The organism is Psychroserpens luteus (genome assembly GCF_015319355.1).
Taxonomy (GTDB): domain Bacteria; phylum Bacteroidota; class Bacteroidia; order Flavobacteriales; family Flavobacteriaceae; genus Psychroserpens; species Psychroserpens luteus.
Window position 1 is genome coordinate 313,944 of record NZ_JADILU010000003.1, and the last position, 18,485, is coordinate 332,428.

The 18,485-nt window shown below is 32.2% G+C and carries 13 protein-coding genes; all 13 read right to left on the reverse strand.

The window, feature by feature from the left end:
* Window positions 1-148 precede the first annotated feature (148 nt).
* The 13 genes from IM744_RS08420 to uvrA all read right to left on the reverse strand — a co-directional run bounded on the left by IM744_RS08420 (window position 149) and on the right by uvrA (window position 18,394).
* The gene (locus IM744_RS08420; RefSeq protein WP_194507684.1) at window positions 149-619 is read right to left on the reverse strand and encodes a hypothetical protein; all 471 of its coding nucleotides are present in this window, start codon (window positions 617-619) and stop codon (window positions 149-151) included.
* A 318-nt stretch (window positions 620-937) separates the two neighbouring features.
* Window positions 938-2,386, reverse strand: a complete 1,449-nt coding sequence (locus IM744_RS08425; protein ID WP_194507685.1) for a hypothetical protein — start codon at window positions 2,384-2,386, stop codon at window positions 938-940.
* A gap of 5 nt (window positions 2,387-2,391) precedes the next feature.
* Window positions 2,392-3,582, reverse strand: a complete 1,191-nt coding sequence (locus tag IM744_RS08430) for a hypothetical protein (RefSeq protein ID WP_194507686.1) — start codon at window positions 3,580-3,582, stop codon at window positions 2,392-2,394.
* Between the two features lie 115 nt (window positions 3,583-3,697).
* The gene (locus IM744_RS08435) at window positions 3,698-4,072 is read right to left on the reverse strand and encodes a DoxX family protein (protein WP_194507687.1); all 375 of its coding nucleotides are present in this window, start codon (window positions 4,070-4,072) and stop codon (window positions 3,698-3,700) included.
* Window positions 4,073-4,089: 17 nt separating this feature from the next.
* Window positions 4,090-5,694 (reverse strand): class I SAM-dependent methyltransferase, encoded by a 1,605-nt coding sequence (locus tag IM744_RS08440; RefSeq protein ID WP_194507688.1) that lies wholly within the window; start codon window positions 5,692-5,694, stop codon window positions 4,090-4,092.
* A gap of 158 nt (window positions 5,695-5,852) precedes the next feature.
* A complete protein-coding gene (ppk2, locus tag IM744_RS08445) occupies window positions 5,853-6,665 on the reverse strand; it encodes a polyphosphate kinase 2 (protein WP_194507689.1) in 813 nt (270 codons plus the stop codon).
* Between the two features lie 12 nt (window positions 6,666-6,677).
* Window positions 6,678-7,532: a polyphosphate kinase 2 gene (gene ppk2, locus IM744_RS08450; protein WP_194507961.1), complete on the reverse strand. Its 855-nt coding sequence runs from the start codon at window positions 7,530-7,532 to the stop codon at window positions 6,678-6,680.
* A gap of 139 nt (window positions 7,533-7,671) precedes the next feature.
* Entirely contained in the window at window positions 7,672-10,083 is a 2,412-nt protein-coding gene (locus IM744_RS08455) for an alpha-ketoacid dehydrogenase subunit alpha/beta (RefSeq protein WP_194507690.1), read from the reverse strand.
* 152 nt (window positions 10,084-10,235) lie between these two features.
* Window positions 10,236-13,073 carry a gluzincin family metallopeptidase gene (locus IM744_RS08460; protein WP_194507691.1) on the reverse strand — a complete coding sequence of 946 codons (2,838 nt, stop codon included), beginning with the start codon at window positions 13,071-13,073 and terminating at the stop codon, window positions 10,236-10,238.
* Entirely contained in the window at window positions 13,070-14,332 is a 1,263-nt protein-coding gene (locus IM744_RS08465; protein ID WP_194507692.1) for a hypothetical protein, read from the reverse strand. Before IM744_RS08465 ends, IM744_RS08460 begins: the two co-directional genes overlap by 4 nt.
* 92 nt (window positions 14,333-14,424) lie before the next feature.
* Window positions 14,425-15,111, reverse strand: coding sequence for an LOG family protein (locus IM744_RS08470; RefSeq protein ID WP_194507693.1), 687 nt, complete (start codon window positions 15,109-15,111; stop codon window positions 14,425-14,427).
* A gap of 156 nt (window positions 15,112-15,267) precedes the next feature.
* Complete coding sequence (locus IM744_RS08475; protein ID WP_152611504.1) at window positions 15,268-15,435, reverse strand: lmo0937 family membrane protein; 168 nt, start codon at window positions 15,433-15,435, stop codon at window positions 15,268-15,270.
* A 130-nt stretch (window positions 15,436-15,565) separates the two neighbouring features.
* Complete coding sequence (gene uvrA / locus IM744_RS08480; protein ID WP_194507694.1) at window positions 15,566-18,394, reverse strand: excinuclease ABC subunit UvrA; 2,829 nt, start codon at window positions 18,392-18,394, stop codon at window positions 15,566-15,568.
* Window positions 18,395-18,485: the final 91 nt, after the last annotated feature.

The following is an 18,485-nucleotide window of genomic DNA, read 5'->3' on the forward strand; positions in this document are numbered from 1 at the left end:
CATAACATCTTCATTACAATTATTAAAAACAAATAAATACTTAATTTAGCATTCACAGTATTAAAATAGTATGACTATTTATATACCAAATACTGACGTTATTAGTCACTGTACTTAAAATATAAATACATTCTAAAACTATAATTACTTAAAGATCCTCCAATACTTGTCTATAATCATACTGCAAGTCTTCATGCAAATTCAAAATCTTTTTCGATATCGCTTCTATATTACGATCATATAAATTTGTCAATGTAGTGTTGCGACTTATAGGAGGCGACATGTTTTTTAATTTTTTGCAAAAGTAGAGGAGAAGCTCAACTTCGGTTTCTTTATTGAGCGAATATCTGATGTATTTTTTTGTGTTCCGTAGAATTTTCCGAACACTTTTTTTAATATAGAAATAACTGTTCGTATTCATGATTTCAAACTGCTCATCAATTTCGGTTTTTACAGTTTCTATGTAGCCTTCTTCGCTATCTGCTTCAAATAACAAATAGGTGAGGAGTTCTTTGTTCTCTTTTTTAAAGCGGGAAAGTCGTAAACACAACTCTGCTAATTCTGCATTAGATTTGTGTTTGAGTTCTTTTCTTATGGTAACTACAGATACTGCTTTCATTTGTGTGTTTATTGTTTTTTTTAGGTCACATGCTGTTCGCAATTAACCATTGTCTTGGGTGGTAAGTTTTGAACATGCTCGTTTCATGTGTTTATTTTTATTGTTTTTTTAGGTCACATGTTGTTCGCTATTAACCATTGTCTTGTATGGTAAGTTTTGAAAATGCTTGTTTCATGTGTTGTTTTACGATTCTATATTATAAATCTAAAATTAATCAATTGAGGCGCATTTCAGAATAAAAAAACATTAAAAACAAAAAAGCAAGTTAGAATGATACTAACTCGCTTTTTTATGTCTTCGGAAATTGGCCTTAAAAAATTACCAAGTCATTTTATTAAACCAATAGCGATCTCTATACTGTGTGATATAATATACCATCGCATAATCTTTGACCTCTCTAACCGTATGTGGTATCACATTTGGAACAGTAGAAGTACCATGATCAAACGGGATCACATTAGGTCTATTAAACGTCTCTCTTTGATCTACAAAAAATGAACTCATTGTAATGTGATTGTCGTTGTTTGAAAATACACGTAATCCGTTTTCTAAAAACAATGTAGAGAAAGAACCTTTTTCTTTAGCTTCATTTTTATATTGATTAGACCTAAATAAAGGGGTGAAACTTTTTAAAGTTCCTTTGGTATCAAAATTTACAATAACGCTAGAACCATAGGTGTAAAGATAGTCTAAGTCTGTACTCATAGTATTCCCCGTTTTTCTAAACTCACTATCATATAAATACTTTTCTCCAATCATGTAAATGTCGTCACCTTTAACGGTAACATCAACAACCTGGAGACTTTTAAAATCTGAAGCATCGAGTTTGTCACTCCATTCATGAATACCAATTAAGGTTTTTGTGCCTAAATCATATAAAAAAGCACCATCATTATCATTACCTTCTTTACTATTAATTTTAACGACTGCTTTTTTACCATTCCAGAAAAATCCAGTTAACATTGGTAAGCCATTCACGTCAATAAGTTCCATATTCATTGGCATGAAACCATCTTGAGAAAAATCAAAAGTCTCAATACCTTTACCATTAAAACTTAATAGTTTAGTATTTCTGCTTTTCTTATAAGCATCAATTGTTTTACTTACTAGTACAACACCAGAGTTTTGTAAAAAGAGATCTTCGTCATACGATCTGTCACTTTCATAACTTAGTGTTTCGCTTTGTTCCCAAAGTAAATTTAATTGCATGTCGTAAACCCAAATTTGCACTTTTTCTTGTGTTTTCTTTTCAAAAGGCATGTTGGCAATAATAGCAAACTTACTGTTGTCTGGAGAGATTGCAATATTGTAAAATCCAGATTTTGAATATTTTTCAATAGCAAAAGATGCAAGTACTTTATTGTCACTAACACTAAAATCATTGTTGCTTAACACTTGTGCATTGAGATTGTGTTTAGCAGATTTTTTATCCATAACTGTAGATAAGAAAATCAATTTATCGTCAATTTCTATCACCTCCTGCAAATCTGAAGCACGCAAACCTAATTTTGGTAAATTAAAGGTCATTGTTTCTCCAGCTTTCATGTCTTGATCATATTTGGTCAAAACCATAGCTTTAATATTATCCATCATCACATTATCTAAATGATGTAATGTTGTAAAACCATAAGCCGAAGGGAAGTGGATGTTATAAATATCCTTTTCACTTTCTTTTGCAAAATGTGAGCTATGCGTTGTATTAAATGTTTGCGCGAAACTAAAACCAATAGTTAGGCAAGCCATTAATGTAAATACTATTTTTTTCATAACAATTATAGTTTGTAAACTTGCTCTTCAAGTTTTGTGAAAGCGTTTTTCTCATCGTAACTTAAATCTAAGTTGATGCGTTGCTCTTGAAATGTAGCTAAAGTTGCTTCTGCTTGCGCTTTGTCCTTTAAACTAACGTCTACTTGTAACAAATTATAGAATATCATGATGGCAATATCCTTATTCATTACTGCTTTTTTGTCGCTATAATCAACTTTCGCTAATTCAGATTTCCAAATTTCTCTAACTGCGACTAATTCAGATATTGCACGTTCTCTAGTCTCACCAGATGCGTCCTCTTTCATTTTTCTAAATGCAGAAATTGCTTTTATTTTAGCATTTTCTAAAACATCATATTCTCTTTTTTTGTTCTTCGGAAATTCTATAGTTATTCTAGATGTTACCGGAATAAAACCAAACTCTTCATTGATATAAGTACCAATATCCTTCATGATTTTTTTAACGTTATTTTTTTCATAACGGTCTAAATTAATCGTGTTACTGTTTGAAGATGTCAAAAACTGAAACTCATCATCAAAGGTTTTCTCATCAATAACAGTTGCACCTTTCATCACTTTAAGGTTTGTTGGTTGTGCGTAGAATGTTTGTCCGCCATTATCCTGAAAAGCCATTTTAGTAATATTGATGATTATTAAAAGATCGCTTCCTTTTTCATAACCTAATAACTCAACATTATCTGCCAATACTTGATTGTCAAAAATAAGGTGATCGTCCAAATTTGGTTGAACATAAACAGGTTCTCTAGGTTCTACATATCTTGGTTTTGCTGGCACTTTAAGTGCTGGCTTTTTACCTTGATCTGTTAAAGCTAAACGCTCTAAAAGAGAAAGGTCTTTAAAATCTGCCATTTCTTTGTCGTAGCGAGCTTCTGCTTTTTTAACTTCGTCGTCATGACCAGCTAAACGCTCTTCATATTCTGCTTCGCTATCTTCAAGAACTTGTACGTAATTTGCTTTTTCAATTTCAAATTCTGCTAAAGACTGTACATTAAGCTCTTCTACAGTTAATGTATAAGGTGTTTCTACAATTGCTTTGTAGGTTTTAATAGATTCTTCTAAAGGATTGTTAGGTGTTCTAACGTTAAAATAACTTATAGTCTCAGACATTGCTCGTTGAGCAAAAGAGGTTGTAACTATTGCTATACAAGCAAACACTAAAAAATAATTTCTTTTCATTTTTATATAATTTAAAATAAATAATCGTTCTGTTTACTTTACAGCAAACAGCGTGCGAAAATACAATAATTAAGCCAAAAAAAACTTGAGTTCATATTTCCGAAGAAAATAGTTATTATTTCATTCTGTCGATAGACATTTTTCCAGGTCCTGCTAAAAAGATAACTACAAATGCTATACAAAATAATAGAGCATGTTCTTTTGTGCTTAAATCGTCTTTAGCGTGAACCACAAAAGCAGCGACAAGCATTGTTATTGCTGCTGGTATTGCAGCCCATTTTGTTTTGAAACCAATAATAATTAAAATAGGAGCTAGGACTTCTCCAATAAGACAAAGAATTAATGATGGCAATCCGCCAATCCCTAAAGGATCAGGAAATTCGGCTGCGTTTGATAGTTTGCTTAGTTTTGGTATTCCGTGGGTTAGCATGAATCCGCCAAATCCCAATCGAAGTAATAATAGCGCTAAGTCTGTAAAGTTTTTTTTCATTTTATATTTAAGTTTAGTTAGTTGCCTTTTAAAAGGTTGACACTCACTGTCGCCAATTCATTATTAGGGAATTTAGAAAAATAATGCTCATCTGGATGCAAGCCTGCTTCACTAGCAATGGCATTAAATACATCAACTTCTAAGATATATTGATCGCTATAACCATGTGTAGCATCATAGGCTGTAGCTGCGGTTTTGCCAATGTTTTGAGCTACGAGCTCTGGTTTTACGGTATGCAATTCTATCATTAATAATCCAAAACGTTCTACGTAGGGTTTCCATTTTGTGAGATGCTCCAATAGAGAATCTTCAACGAGGTTATTTGATAAACGTTCACCAATACTTGCGTAAGCACCAGTGGATTTGCTAATTCGTTGCGTTTTTGTTTTTGGAGCTTCCCAAATGCGATTGTGGTCTAAAAATGTACGTACATTGAGTAAATCCCCTAATTCTATATTGTAATCTTCTTTTAAATCTTTTGCTAATATATCTGGTCTGCCAATATCTCCCCAAATGACTTTTGCCCAAATATCTGCTTTGATTAAATTGGCTCTGGTAACTTTTAGTGCAGCTTGATTAAAATCTGCTCCAACGAGCAGTAACGGATGCTCGTCAAGTATTTTACCTCTTTTGGTTTGGTATTCTATCACATCAAAAATATGCTGAATAAAAGCACCATTACCGCAACCCATATCTAAAATACCTTTGGGTTGCTCATCTATTGGTTTATTAAATAGTTTGATAATGACTTGATCAATCACTTTGAAATAAGTAGAATGTGCGCCACCACTTCCCCAAACATTCATTTCGCGATGTACGTGTTTCTCAGTGTCTTCTGGTGATAAAGTTTTCAGGATTTTTGCATTTCCGAAGATTAAATCATCCAAATTCACAAACGTTGGTAAATAGGATACAGTCACTCCATAAGCACTGGCACGTTTAGCGAAAAACAAACCTTCATCTGTGAATTGATACGTGTTTTTCTTTTTCTTGAACCACCCTAAATGTGCAAAGAAATCTAAGATTTTTTTAAAACTCTCAGGATCTTTATGATATTCTTCTGCAGTAAAAGAGGCTTCCATAAAATACTGGTGAAATAATCCATTAACGCCTAAAAGCACGATAATTGGAGCAACAATTGTACCTTCAATATGTTTTAATAGTTGGTATTCAATAGAACTCTCTTCGGAAATATCTAAACCAAATTTCTGTTTATATATTGTAAACACCTTCTCTAAAGCACTAAATGCATCTGGACCAATACGCTCATCTGGAAACCGAACAGAATACTTGAGAAGATTTACCGCTTGTTCATAAAGTGGAACCAATTCAAAAGCTCGTTTGCTTTTTGAGTTTGTGGCATAAATAATTTGGTCTGTTTTGTTATCTAACTGTTGAGTCAGCCAACCTTGAGAGCACAATATGCGTAAAGCCACATTGAGATAACCTTCATTAGCATTAAAGGTGTCTGATAGCGTTTTTAGATGAACAGTTTTATGTTCTAAAAGATAATCTAAAATGCCTTTTTTATGCAAAGCAAAAGCTGAAGTTGAAGTCGCAATACCATCTAAGTGTCTAAAAATAGTACCTCTTAGTTGTTCTTTATCTAGTTTTGATAACATAGGTTAGTTGGTTTCCTATAAAGATAAAAAAATCTGCCACTTGTGTGACAGATTGTTTTTAATATGCTATTGTGGTTTGATTATCCCAATTCTTAAAAAGCAATTGTAGTTATTTAGTGAAACACTTCTGTAATATAAAGAAATAGGTATTACAAAAATTATTCGTTTTCAATAGAGCGTAGTGACTTATGACGAATAGCTTCTTTGTCTTTTACTTCATAAGGTATGTTTTTTAGGATGTATTCAAAAGCGTTTATTCTTGCGCTAGTTTTTCTATTGGCTTTAATGATTTTCCAAGGTGCATGTACTTGAGTTTTTTCAAACATGGCTTCTTTATATGTTGTGTATTCGTCCCAAAGAGTCAACGCCTGTTTATCTACATTGCTATATTTCCATTTCTTAATAGGGGAACTTATAATGTCTTTAAAACGTCTTTCTTGTTCTCCTTTTGTAATAGAAAAATAAAGCTTAATTAAATGTATTCCAGATTCTTGAATCATTTTTTCAAACTCGTTTACCTGACTCATGAAAATGTCATAGTCTTTCTTAGTACAAAAGTTATTTACAGGTTCTACAACCGCTCTATTGTACCAACTTCTATCAAAGAATACCATTTCTCCATTATTTGGTAATCTATTGATATAACGTTGAAAATACCATTGTCCCATTTCTGTTTCATTGGGTTTTGGTAATGCAACTACTTTTATTTCTCTTGGAGGTAAATGTTGAATAATGCGTCGAATTGCACCACCTTTTCCTGCTGCATCACGACCTTCAAATAGTATAATTACTTTTTTGTTGTTTTTATTTATCCATTGTTGCAGAATTAACATTTCTTCTTGAAGCTTTTCTAAACGCTTCTCATATTTTACATCTCTAATTGCTTTTTTAGTGTCTAATCGTTTTTGACGCAATAGTACCTCAATGCCTTTTTTTGAATTTAATATAGATAAGTTTTTGTCAGTCATCATTTTGGTAATTTATTATTTGTCTAAATGAATAGTATTTCTAAAATAGCGTTGCACAACGTTTGGATCTGGTAAAATTGTTTTGCAACTACGTCCTTTATTATCATAATCAAAAAGGCTTAATACGTATTTGATACTTTCTAGTCGAGCACGTCTTTTGTCATTAGATTTAATCACAACCCAAGGAGAGAATGAGTTATGTGTTCTAGAGAACATTTGATCTTTATAGTTGGTGAATTCGTCCCAAAGTTCTTGTCCTTTTTGATCTACAGGACTAAATTTCCATTTTTTAAGTGGGTTTTTTAGGCGTTTTTCAAAACGTTTTTGTTGTTCTTCTTTTGACACCGAAAACCAAAATTTAATGATGGTTGTATCAGACTCATATAGCATGTTTTCAAACTCAGGAACTTGAATTATAAATCGCTTGTATTGTAGTTTGTTACAAAATCCCATTACAGGTTCTACAACTGCTCTGTTGTACCAACTTCTATCAAAAAATACGATCTCACCAGCATTAGGAAGCTCTTTAATATATCTATTGAAATACCATTGGTTTTTTTCAACTTCAGTAGGTTTATTTAAGGCTACAACACGCATGGCTCTAGGGTTGAGATGTTCTTTAAAACGTTTTATAGTGCCACCTTTACCAGATGCATCTCTACCTTCAAAAATGATGGCTATTTTTTTATTCTCTTTTTGTACCCAACGTTGAAAATCAACTAGTTCGGCTTGTAATGTTAAGAGCTCTTTTTCATATTCGTATTTATCAACAATAGATTGATAGCTAAGGTTTGATTCTTTTTCAGTGTTTAAATAGTTTAAAAGAGCAGTATTGGTATTAAGTGAATTAATCACCTCTTCTGTAATCATATAAATAAGGTTTGGATGTAAATCTAAATTTAGGGAAAATAGAATAAATAATATATGATTTATATCATTTTCAATGTTGTTAAAACGAAAAAAACCTTCCATTTCTGGAAGGTTTTTAAAATTTATAAGATTATTAATTCTATCGTAGCTTAGGAAAGTCTTCAGGATTCACCTCGTGCATTACCTCGTAAACCGCTTCAAAAATATCTTCGGAAGAAGGCTTTGAGAAATAATCACCATCAGTTCCATAAGCAGGACGATGTGGTTTTGCAGATAATGTTTTTGGCTGACTGTCTAAATGCTCGAAACCGTTTTGAGTGTTTACAATTTCATTTAAAATATAAGCAGAAGCACCTCCAGGTACATCTTCATCAATAACCATCAAACGATTAGTTTTCGCTACACTTTTTACAATATCATGGTTAAGATCAAAAGGTAATAAAGACTGTACGTCAATAACTTCAGCATTAATACCAACTTCAATTAATTCTTTTGCAGCTTGCTCAACGATTCTCAATGTAGAACCATAAGAGACTAATGTAATATCACTACCTTCTTTTACTGTTTCTACGACACCAATTGGTGTTTTGAATTCACCAATATTACTTGGCATTTTTTCTTTTAAACGGTAACCGTTTAAACACTCTATAATAAGTGCAGGTTCATCACTTTCTAGAAGTGTGTTGTAAAATCCTGCTGCTTTAGTCATATTTCTTGGTACAAGCACATGAATTCCTCTTACAAGGTTGATAATACCACCCAATTGTGATCCAGAATGCCAAATACCTTCTAATCTATGTCCTCTAGTTCTTATAATCAAAGGTGCTTTTTGCTTGCCTTTTGTTCTATATTGAAGGGTTGCCAAATCATCACTCATGATTTGCAACGCATAAAGGATGTAATCTAAATATTGAATTTCGGCAATAGGTCTTAATCCACGCATTGCCATACCAATTCCTTGGCCTAAAATAGTAGCTTCTCTAATGCCAACATCTGCAACACGAAGTTCGCCATATTTGTCTTGAAGACCTTCTAAACCTTGATTAACATCTCCAATATTTCCAGAGTCCTCTCCAAAAATTAAAGTTTCAGGATAGTTGTTAAAAATAGAATCAAAGTTGTCTCTTATAATTAATCTCGCATCTACTAATTCTGTATCCTTGTTATAGGTTGGTTTAACTTCTTTTACGTTTAAAGCAGACCATTTTGATGTACTGTGTAAATGAGAACTGTATTTTGGTTGAACCTCTTTTATGTAAGCGTTAAGCCAATTTTGTAATGCTGTTTTTTCACTAAAGTCTTCACCAATTAAATAACGTAGAGCTTTTCTACATGCAACCACCACATCTTTTCTTCCTGGTTCTTGAATGTCTGATATATCGTTGATGATTTTGGTAATGAAGACACGATTAGCACTCTTTTGAGCTGCTGCAGCAATTAATGAAACACCTTGTGCTTTCTCATCTAAAATTGGTTGTAAAAATGCATTCCAAGCAGCTTTTTTACCAATTCTAACATCTTTTTTTATGTTTTTATGAATAACATCTAATTCTTCTTCTGTAGCGATGTTATTAGCAATCATCCAGAGTTTCATTTGAGAAATACAATCGTATTCTTTTTCCCAATCTAAACGCTCTTTATTTTTATAACGCTCATGACTACCAGAAGTCGAGTGACCTTGTGGTTGTGTTAATTCTATAACATGAATTAATACAGGTACGTGCTCTTCTCTAGCAATACGCTCTGCTTTTTGATATGTTTCTACTAAAGCTGTGTAATCCCAACCTTTTACTTTTAAGATTTCATAGCCTTTGTTATTTTTATCTCTTTGAAAACCTTTTAGTATTTCTGAAATGTTCTCCTTTGTAGTTTGGTGCCTTGCATGAACAGATATGCCATATTCATCATCCCAAACACTTATTACCATTGGTACTTGAAGTACACCTGCAGCATTGATGGTTTCAAAAAACAAGCCTTCACTTGTACTTGCGTTTCCAATAGTTCCCCATGCAATTTCATTACCTTCTACAGAGAATTTAGTCGTATCAATCCCTTTTACATTTCTGTAAATTTTTGAAGCTTGAGCCAATCCTAAAAGTCTTGGCATTTGCCCAGCAGTAGGAGAGATGTCTGCACTAGAATTTTTTTGTTTTGTTAAGTTTTTCCAATCACCATCTTCGTAAAGACTATGAGTTCCAAAATGGCCACCCATTTGTCGTCCAGCACTCATTGGATCTGCTTCTATTGAAGTATGACCGTATAATCCAGCAAAAAATTGTTGAATAGAAAGTTTGCCAATAGACATCATTAGTGTCTGGTCACGATAATATCCAGATCTAAAATCTCCATTCTTGAATACTTTTGCCCAAGCTAATTGAGGCACTTCTTTACCATCACCAAAAATCCCAAATTTAGCTTTACCTGTAAGCACTTCTCTACGACCTAAAAGACTACATTCTCTACTCGTAAGAGCTGTTTTGTAATCATTCAAAATTTCATCTTTAAAATCTTGAAAAGTGATGTCTGAAGAGGGTTTGGTCATTGTTGTCATAAGTGTGAATTATTAGTCACAAATTTAACGAAAATTTGCTAATGTTACAACGTTGTATATTGTTATAATATTGAGGATAATACAAAAAAAGAACGTATTTTTAGCATAATTATCAACTATCTGTAGATATTTGTGATTCTGTTAAGAATTTTTTAATACCATTTCCTCCTAAAAAGCCCTAATAAAGCTTGAGGATCTACAGTGAATTTAATTCTGATTTTCTGGTCGTAGTTGGGTTGACCAATTTCCCATCCTAGATTAGAATATATAGGGAAGTAGAGTTCAAAATAATCGGTTACTAAATCTAATTTGATTCCTGAGTCGTAAACAAAAGCGGGATTAAGTCCTTTGCTTTTTACTAATCCTAAATCTCCATAACCTTCTATATATTTCCAAATCGTAGTACTTGCATTTGCTGTGGTCATCCACTGATTAGCAAAAGGTGTTTCTAATTTTGATTTGAAACCGCCTTCGGCAATGATAATTTGCTGACTAAAAACACCTGAAGCTTCAGAACGACCTAAATAATTGTAATCAAACAAATAATCTGTTGGTCTATCTAAGGCAAAACTAAAATAGTCTGAGTTTGGATCTGTTTTGTTGTATAAAAATGTACCAGCAAATAAGCGAAAGTTTAATTGTCTATTGTTTTCTGATAGTTTTCTGTATTCATAATTTACAGCAATTTTTCCGAAGTTTTTAGCAAATTGAACATCATAATACCATTTATTAAAGTTTACTAAACCTGGATCAGAACTCACATAGCGTAAATTTAAAACACTATAATCTGGGTCTAATAAATCTTCTATAATAGCGTTCTCACCTACTGTTCTTGAAATATCAAGATAACGCAGGTTTAGGAATTTCGTTTTATTAGATCTAAAGTCATCATTATCTCTAAAAAACAATGAAAGACTTGGGGAAAGGATGGTCACAAATGAATCTTCGGCAAATGAGTTGTATTTAGCATTTATTCCGTAGGTTAAATTATAAAGATCCATATCCTCCATATAATGCGTGTAGTAAACAGAACTTCCTCCTGTTACAGATTTAGATTTTGTAGCATATTGAGGAGATAATCTATAATTTAAACGCTTTCTTAATACTGTTTTGTTATAAAATTTAGCACCTAATGTGAGTCCGTCATAAATATTATTGAATTCTACTAAAGGCATTAAAAATATTTGATTGTAATTAGGATCTTCAACATCTTTAAACAATCTAAATTGAACAGGTTTACTATTGAAAGGGAATCCTTTTAGAGATTTATAATTATCTCTTAAATTAAACTCTGGGATTGTTTTGTCATAATTTAAAGCTAGTTTTTCAAACCTATTTCTAGAGATTGTTATCGTACTATCTTTTTCTATGTTTTCAATCCAAGATTTAGATACAATAGAGTCTTTACCAAGCGTAAACAACGAAATAGGCATACTGTTTTCTCGTTTGTTTCTAATTGTAAACTGTATAGAATCATCAAATTTCTTAAGATCTTTAATTTTAAAGTCAATCTTTTTTCTAGAATTGATATAATCGTTAAAAAACCAATTGACATCTTTTGATGTTTTTGATTTGAGAAGATTTTCAAAATCTGATGATTTAGCGATTTTGAGTTGGTTGTTTTTTAAATATTCTGAAATTGTTGCTTCTATAACATTAGAATTCACAAAGTCATCTAAGTACCGTAAACCAATTCCTGCTTTGTATTTACCAGCAATATTGGCATTATATTTTAATAATGAATCTTTTGAAGTTGTTAAAGATTGATCTCGATTAGTCCTAACCATTTGCATGAAAAAAAGATTGAACTGATCGTTGTATTTCAAATCTGATGCATGGAATGAACGAATTCCCCAAAAATCAGCCAAAGTCCCTAATAGTTTGGTGTCTGGATAATAGGTTTCAACATATTTCATTAAGAAATAAATTTGAATTCCGTCTCTAAGCCAATAATCCTTTCTAGGATTGATTAATAGTGTGTTCTCTAAGTAATTGTTGAGAGCTGTTTTTAAGAGTTTTAATTCATATTGAAAATTATCTGGAAACGGACGAATAAAATCTGGCAATTGATTTAAACCATACAAAGGGTCTTTTTTGTAATCTTGTTTAGTAATTAAAAGACGTTCGTGAGGATATTCTCCAAGATTCTCTGTAATAAAACGTGTAATTTTATCTGTTATAATTGCTTTTTCTTCGGAAAGAACACCTACGCTAGACAAATCTGAAAAGATGGTGAAGTCATCTGTTTGAACAAATTTGAAATCTGAAAATTTCTTTAATATCAAAAGTGATTTAACACGATCTTTTCCGTGTAAAAAAAATGTTTGCTTATTGGGCGTTTGTCTTATATCTAAGGTGTTAAGCTCAGAGATTAATTGGTAATTTAGAGGGAATTCAATCTGGATGGTTATATCTGCTTTAGAGGTATATAAATCATCTAAATTTTTATTGCTATAATATTGCCATTCGCCATCATAAACGGTAGGAGTGATGTACCAATATTTTAAATTAAAATCTTTTATTGGACTAATCCCGTAACCTGTGAAATTATCATCTGGCAAAACCACATCATAAGCTAATGTGATGTCATAAGTCTCATTTGGTAATAGAGGCTTTTGAAGTTCTACTTTAATAACATCTGGAGATTCTTTTAAGTTTGAGTAGATTAAAGAATTACCAGTATCGTCTTTAATGGTCGTGATAATAGTGTATCCACGTTGCTCACTTTTTGCGAAATGAAACTTGTTATTATATTCCTCTGTGAAACGTTGAGCTAGTGGTGTGTTTTTTGTGGAATAAGAATTGTTCCAATCATTTAAATAAATTGTAGTTAAGGTATCATTACTTTGGTTTTGATACACGAGACGTTGATTTATTTTTATCGTTTTGGTATCTACATCAATAGATGCATTTAAGTCAATTTTATTTTGACCTATAATAACACAACTCCATAAAAAGAGGGCAATAAATAAAAACGAATTTAGTTTCAATGGCTAACTACAAATTTTAAGGGATTAAACTGAAATTGTGAACTTGTAATATAATAGATACCACTGTTTATCTGTGATACGTCTATGGATATTAACGTATTATTAACGTCAACAGTTTTTACCACTTGACCTAGGCTATTGAAAACATGTAATTTTAGTTCGTTTACTAAACTCAAATCGACTTTTAGTTTAAGGGTATTACCAATGACATTTGATTCTAGAATTGTTAGCATTTCTGATGTGCTAAATTCTGAAATACTTAATGATTGATTGGTTTGTAGTTCTAAAGTAACGGGAAGATGATCACTAAAATTGTGTAAAGCGTTACGGATTTCATAAGAAAAATCTGAGCCAGCACAATCGCTAGAATTAATGGATTGATTATAGCAATCTATATTTTCATTATTTCCGTAGACATCATAACTTCCTGCAACGAAAGATAAATCTGGATTAGCAGTCATGTTTTCCGAAGTCATAATAAAATCAAATCGGTCATCAAAACCACCTGTTGTACCACCAAGTCCTGTTTGAGTTCGTGTAGATTGTGTCATCACATCAATATAATTTGTATTGTTATGCCAGCTTCCAATACGATTTGCAGGATCAATTAAAACGATATTATTATCAGTATCTATAAGTTTTTGAAATGCAGGTTCAGAGTTGGTGTAGACGTTGAAATCTCCTGAGAGAATGATATTGCTATCTGCAGGTAAACCATCCAAATAACTAATTAAATCTTCAACCATTTCTAATCGGGAAGCTTGATTTGAACTTCCGCTAGATGCTTTTAAGTGACAGACGAAAAAGTCAATGATAATTGGTGTTGTGACTTGTTCTATAGAATTTATTTTTAACTGATAATGATTAAAATCTCTAAAAATAGTCGTTATAATATCTTGATTTTCTAAAATGAATTTTGAACTGTCAAAATATATCAATTGCTGTAGATCATTTTGATTACCTATGTTATCATCTGATGTATTGAGTTCAAAAATGGCGCTTTGGTAATTTGGATTAATATCTTGAAGGGTATTTAAAATTGTGTTAGCTCCAGAAATATTATTGAGCTCACATACCATAAAAATATCTGGTCTGTAACCATCCAAAATAAATTCTAAGTCATTTATTCTATTTGGTACAGCATCTTCCAATGGGAAATTAAGCACATTGTAAAACATGAGTTTAAATTCTGTTTGCCCAAAGAGTGACAAGTTAGAAATAGCAAATGCAAAAACAAATAAAATGAATTTCTTAATCATAGCAGTAATCTTGAAATTATGATTGAGAACTTATTTAAACTTTCTAAATTTTAGTGAATATAAAAAGATTAAATAAGTTCTAAATTTGTCGTTTAGAAATTTGGACTCAAACCATAATCTTTATAGAAATTATCTAAAATTGAAATAACTTCATCAGTAGTATCAACCAAGTGAATTAAATCTAAATCTTTGGCGCTAATATTACCAGCATCTAACAACGTAGATTTAACCCAGTCCATTAATCCTCCCCAAAAATCAATACCAACAAGAATGATTGGAAATTTTTCAATTTTGTTAGTTTGAATAAGCGTCATTGCTTCAAAAAGTTCATCTAGAGTACCAAAACCTCCTGGCATTACTACAAAGCCTTGAGAATACTTCACGAACATTACTTTACGAACGAAGAAATAATCAAAATCTAAACTTTTATCATTGTCTATGTATGGATTGTCATGTTGTTCAAACGGTAAATCGATATTTAATCCAACAGAAGTTCCTCCAGCAATATGAGCACCTTTATTACCTGCTTCCATAATTCCTGGTCCACCACCTGTGATGACTCCATAACCATGATCTACAATTTTAGTAGCCATTTCTTCTGCTAATTTGTAGTATTTATGATCTGGTTTTGTTCTAGCAGATCCAAAAATAGAAACGCAAGGTCCAATTTTACTTAGTTTTTCATAGCCATTAACAAATTCTCCCATGATTTTAAAAATCGCCCAAGAATCGTTTGTTTTAATCTCATTCCAACGTTTTGTGTTCTGTTCTGTTCTCATATATATTTAATATTTTTTATCTTGACAAAGCCACAAATTTAAGTGAAAAGAGATAAAAATCGGTACGAAATAGTGTTTTAGTTAAGTGATTTATAAACAAAAAAAGAGCCATCTAAATTAATAGATAGCTCTTCGTTTAAATTTATATGTGTAGACCTACAATGGTTTACGTCCTGAAATGATATTATATAGAATTACAATTACTGCAATAACTAATAATATGTGAATTAAACTATTTGATCCAATTCCTGGAATGATTCCTAAAAGTCCAAGTAACCATGCGATTATACAGATTACTGCCACTAGCCATAAAATACTTTTCATAATTGATAGTTTTAATGTTATAATCTAAATTTACATTAAAGTCATATACAATAAAAATTATGAAAGCGATAGAATTAATATCTTGCTTGATAGAGGACGGATTCGTTTTTTTCTTCGGAAATGAGCCTAATTACAACTCTTTTTTAAGAAATTTAGCAGTATAGCTCTTCTTGTCTTTTACGATTTCCTCTGGAGTACCTTTAGCAACAACATTTCCTCCACCTTGACCACCTTCGTAACCAATATCTATGATGTAGTCACACATTTTAACAACATCAAGATTGTGTTCAATAATGAGCACAGTATTTCCTTTGTCAACCAATTTATTAAGAACGAGCATTAATACTCTAATGTCTTCAAAATGTAAACCAGTAGTAGGTTCATCAAGAATATAAAATGTATTTCCTGTATCTCGCTTGCTTAATTCTGTAGCCAATTTGATACGTTGAGCTTCTCCTCCAGAAAGTGTCGTGCTTTGTTGACCAAGCGTAATATAACCTAAACCAACATCAACAATCGTTGATAGCTTTTTATGAATTTTCGGGATGTGTTCAAAGAAATCTACAGCCTCATTCATCGTCATGTCTAAAACATCACTAATAGATTTTCCTTTGTATCTAATTTCTAGTGTTTCTCTATTAAATCGTTTTCCTTGGCAGGTTTCACATTCTACGTAAACGTCTGGGAGGAAATTCATTTCAATGACTCTTAAACCACCACCTTGACAAGTTTCACAGCGACCACCTTTAACATTAAAACTAAAACGTCCAGCTTTATAACCTCTAATCATCGCTTCAGGAATCTTAGCAAATAAACTACGAATCTCATCAAACGTCTTTGTGTATGTCGCAGGATTACTTCGTGGTGTTCTTCCAATTGGAGATTGGTTAATGTCAATAACCTTATCACAATGCTCTAAACCTTTTATGCTTTTATATGGCATTGGTTCTTTGACACCATTAAAATAATAAGCATTCATAATAGGGTATAACGTTTCATTAATTAACGTCGATTTCCCGCTTCCTGAAACTCCAGTCACTCCAATCATTTTCCCTAACGGAATTTCAATAGACACATTCTTCAAGTTATTACCAGTACAACCTTTAAGAACTATTTTTTTACCGTTTCCTTTTCGTCTTGTCTTTGGCACAGGGATTTCTCTCTTTCCATTGAGGTAATCTGCAGTTAGCGTGTCATGCGTTAGTAATTCTGCAGGAGTACCAATACTTATAATTTCTCCACCGTATTTCCCTGCTTTTGGACCAATATCAATCACATAGTCTGCACGCTCAATCATATCTTTGTCATGCTCTACAACAATAACAGAGTTTCCAATATCACGTAGAGATTCTAAGGAGTTGATGAGTTTTTCGTTATCACGTTGATGCAAACCAATACTAGGCTCATCTAAAATATATAATACACCAACTAATTGTGAGCCAATTTGTGTGGCTAATCTAATACGTTGTGCTTCTCCACCAGATAATGATTTTGAGCTTCGGTTTAATGATAAATAATCTAAACCAACGTCCAATAAAAATGTTATTCTAGATTTGATTTCTTTGATGACTTCTTCGCCAATTAATAATTGCGTTTTACTCAAATGTTGGTTTAAGTTTTCAAACCAAGCAGCTAAATCTACAATGTCTTTGTTTGCCAATTCTGCAATGTTAAGACCGTTGACTTTAAAGTATAATGATTCTTTTCTAAGTCGAGATCCTTCACATGTAGGACATTCAACCTTATCCATATAATCTTTTGCCCAACGTTTTAATGACGTTGTTTCCGCATTTTTATATTGACTTTCTATAAAGTTCGCAACACCTTCAAAATCGATGTTATAATCTCTCGTAACTCCTAAAGTTTTACTTTCTACGGAAAACTTGTCGCTTCCACCATACAATATCATTTGTTTAGCTTCCGAAGGAATACTTTTATATTCATCATTTAAACTGAAATCAAAGCGCTGTGCTATCGTTTCAAACTGCTTAAAAATCCAACTGTTTTTTTGTGGACCATGAGGAGCCAATGCTCCAGCTTTTATAGATAATGAATCATCTGGTATAATCTTATCTTCGTTCACCTGATAAAGTGTGCCAATCCCATTACAAGTTTGACAAGCCCCTTTTGGTGAATTAAATGAGAAGTTATTAGGTTCTGGATTTGGATAAGAAATTCCAGACGATGGACACATTAAATTCCGACTAAAATAACGCGCTTCATTTGTGTCATGATCAAGAACCATCAACACATCATCACCATGATACATTGCTGTGTTTATGGTTTCAGATAAACGTTTATCATTATCATCTGTATCGTCAATTTTCAATCTGTCAATTACAATTTCAATATCGTGCATTTTGTAACGATCCAGTTTCATGCCTTTGACTAAATCTCTAACTTCGCCATCTGCTCTTACTTTTAAGAAACCTTGCTTTGCGATTTGTTCAAATAATTCGCGATAATGACCTTTACGAGAACGCACTACAGGAGAGAGGATATTGATTTTTTTTCCTTTATAACTCTCTTTTATTAATTCTTTGATTTGCTCATCACTGTAACTCACCATTTTCTCACCAGTGTTATAACTGTAAGCATCACTGGCACGAGCGTAAAGTAATCTTAAGAAATCATAAATTTCGGTAATGGTACCAACGGTAGATCGAGGTGATTTACTAGTTGTCTTTTGCTCAATAGCAATTACAGGAGAAAGACCATCAATTTTATCTACGTCTGGACGTTCTAATCCGCCAAGAAATTGTCTTGCATAAGCAGAGAATGTTTCAATATATCGACGTTGGCCTTCTGCATAAATCGTATCAAATGCTAGAGATGATTTTCCGCTACCAGATAAACCTGTAATCACTACAAGTTTTTCTCTAGGAATTGTAACATCAATGTTTTTTAGGTTGTGAACTCTCGCGCCTTGAACCTCAATTGCATCATCAAATTTGGTCATAAATGTATTGGAATGTGTGTTTTAATAGCAAAAGTGCAAAGGTACAGATTTAGTTGTTAAATTCTTGTGAACTTTATTTTAGGATTCATTA

Coding starts and splice junctions, on each gene's coding strand:
- IM744_RS08420 (WP_194507684.1), bottom strand. CDS start 619: ATGAAAGCAGTATCTGTAGTTACCATAAGAAAAGAACTCAAACACAAA.
- IM744_RS08425 (WP_194507685.1), bottom strand. CDS start 2,386: ATGAAAAAAATAGTATTTACATTAATGGCTTGCCTAACTATTGGTTTT.
- IM744_RS08430 (WP_194507686.1), bottom strand. CDS start 3,582: ATGAAAAGAAATTATTTTTTAGTGTTTGCTTGTATAGCAATAGTTACA.
- IM744_RS08435 (WP_194507687.1), bottom strand. CDS start 4,072: ATGAAAAAAAACTTTACAGACTTAGCGCTATTATTACTTCGATTGGGA.
- IM744_RS08440 (WP_194507688.1), bottom strand. CDS start 5,694: ATGTTATCAAAACTAGATAAAGAACAACTAAGAGGTACTATTTTTAGA.
- ppk2 (WP_194507689.1), bottom strand. CDS start 6,665: ATGATGACTGACAAAAACTTATCTATATTAAATTCAAAAAAAGGCATT.
- ppk2 (WP_194507961.1), bottom strand. CDS start 7,532: ATGATTACAGAAGAGGTGATTAATTCACTTAATACCAATACTGCTCTT.
- IM744_RS08455 (WP_194507690.1), bottom strand. CDS start 10,083: ATGACAACAATGACCAAACCCTCTTCAGACATCACTTTTCAAGATTTT.
- IM744_RS08465 (WP_194507692.1), bottom strand. CDS start 14,332: ATGATTAAGAAATTCATTTTATTTGTTTTTGCATTTGCTATTTCTAAC.
- IM744_RS08470 (WP_194507693.1), bottom strand. CDS start 15,111: ATGAGAACAGAACAGAACACAAAACGTTGGAATGAGATTAAAACAAAC.
- IM744_RS08475 (WP_152611504.1), bottom strand. CDS start 15,435: ATGAAAAGTATTTTATGGCTAGTGGCAGTAATCTGTATAATCGCATGG.
- uvrA (WP_194507694.1), bottom strand. CDS start 18,394: ATGACCAAATTTGATGATGCAATTGAGGTTCAAGGCGCGAGAGTTCAC.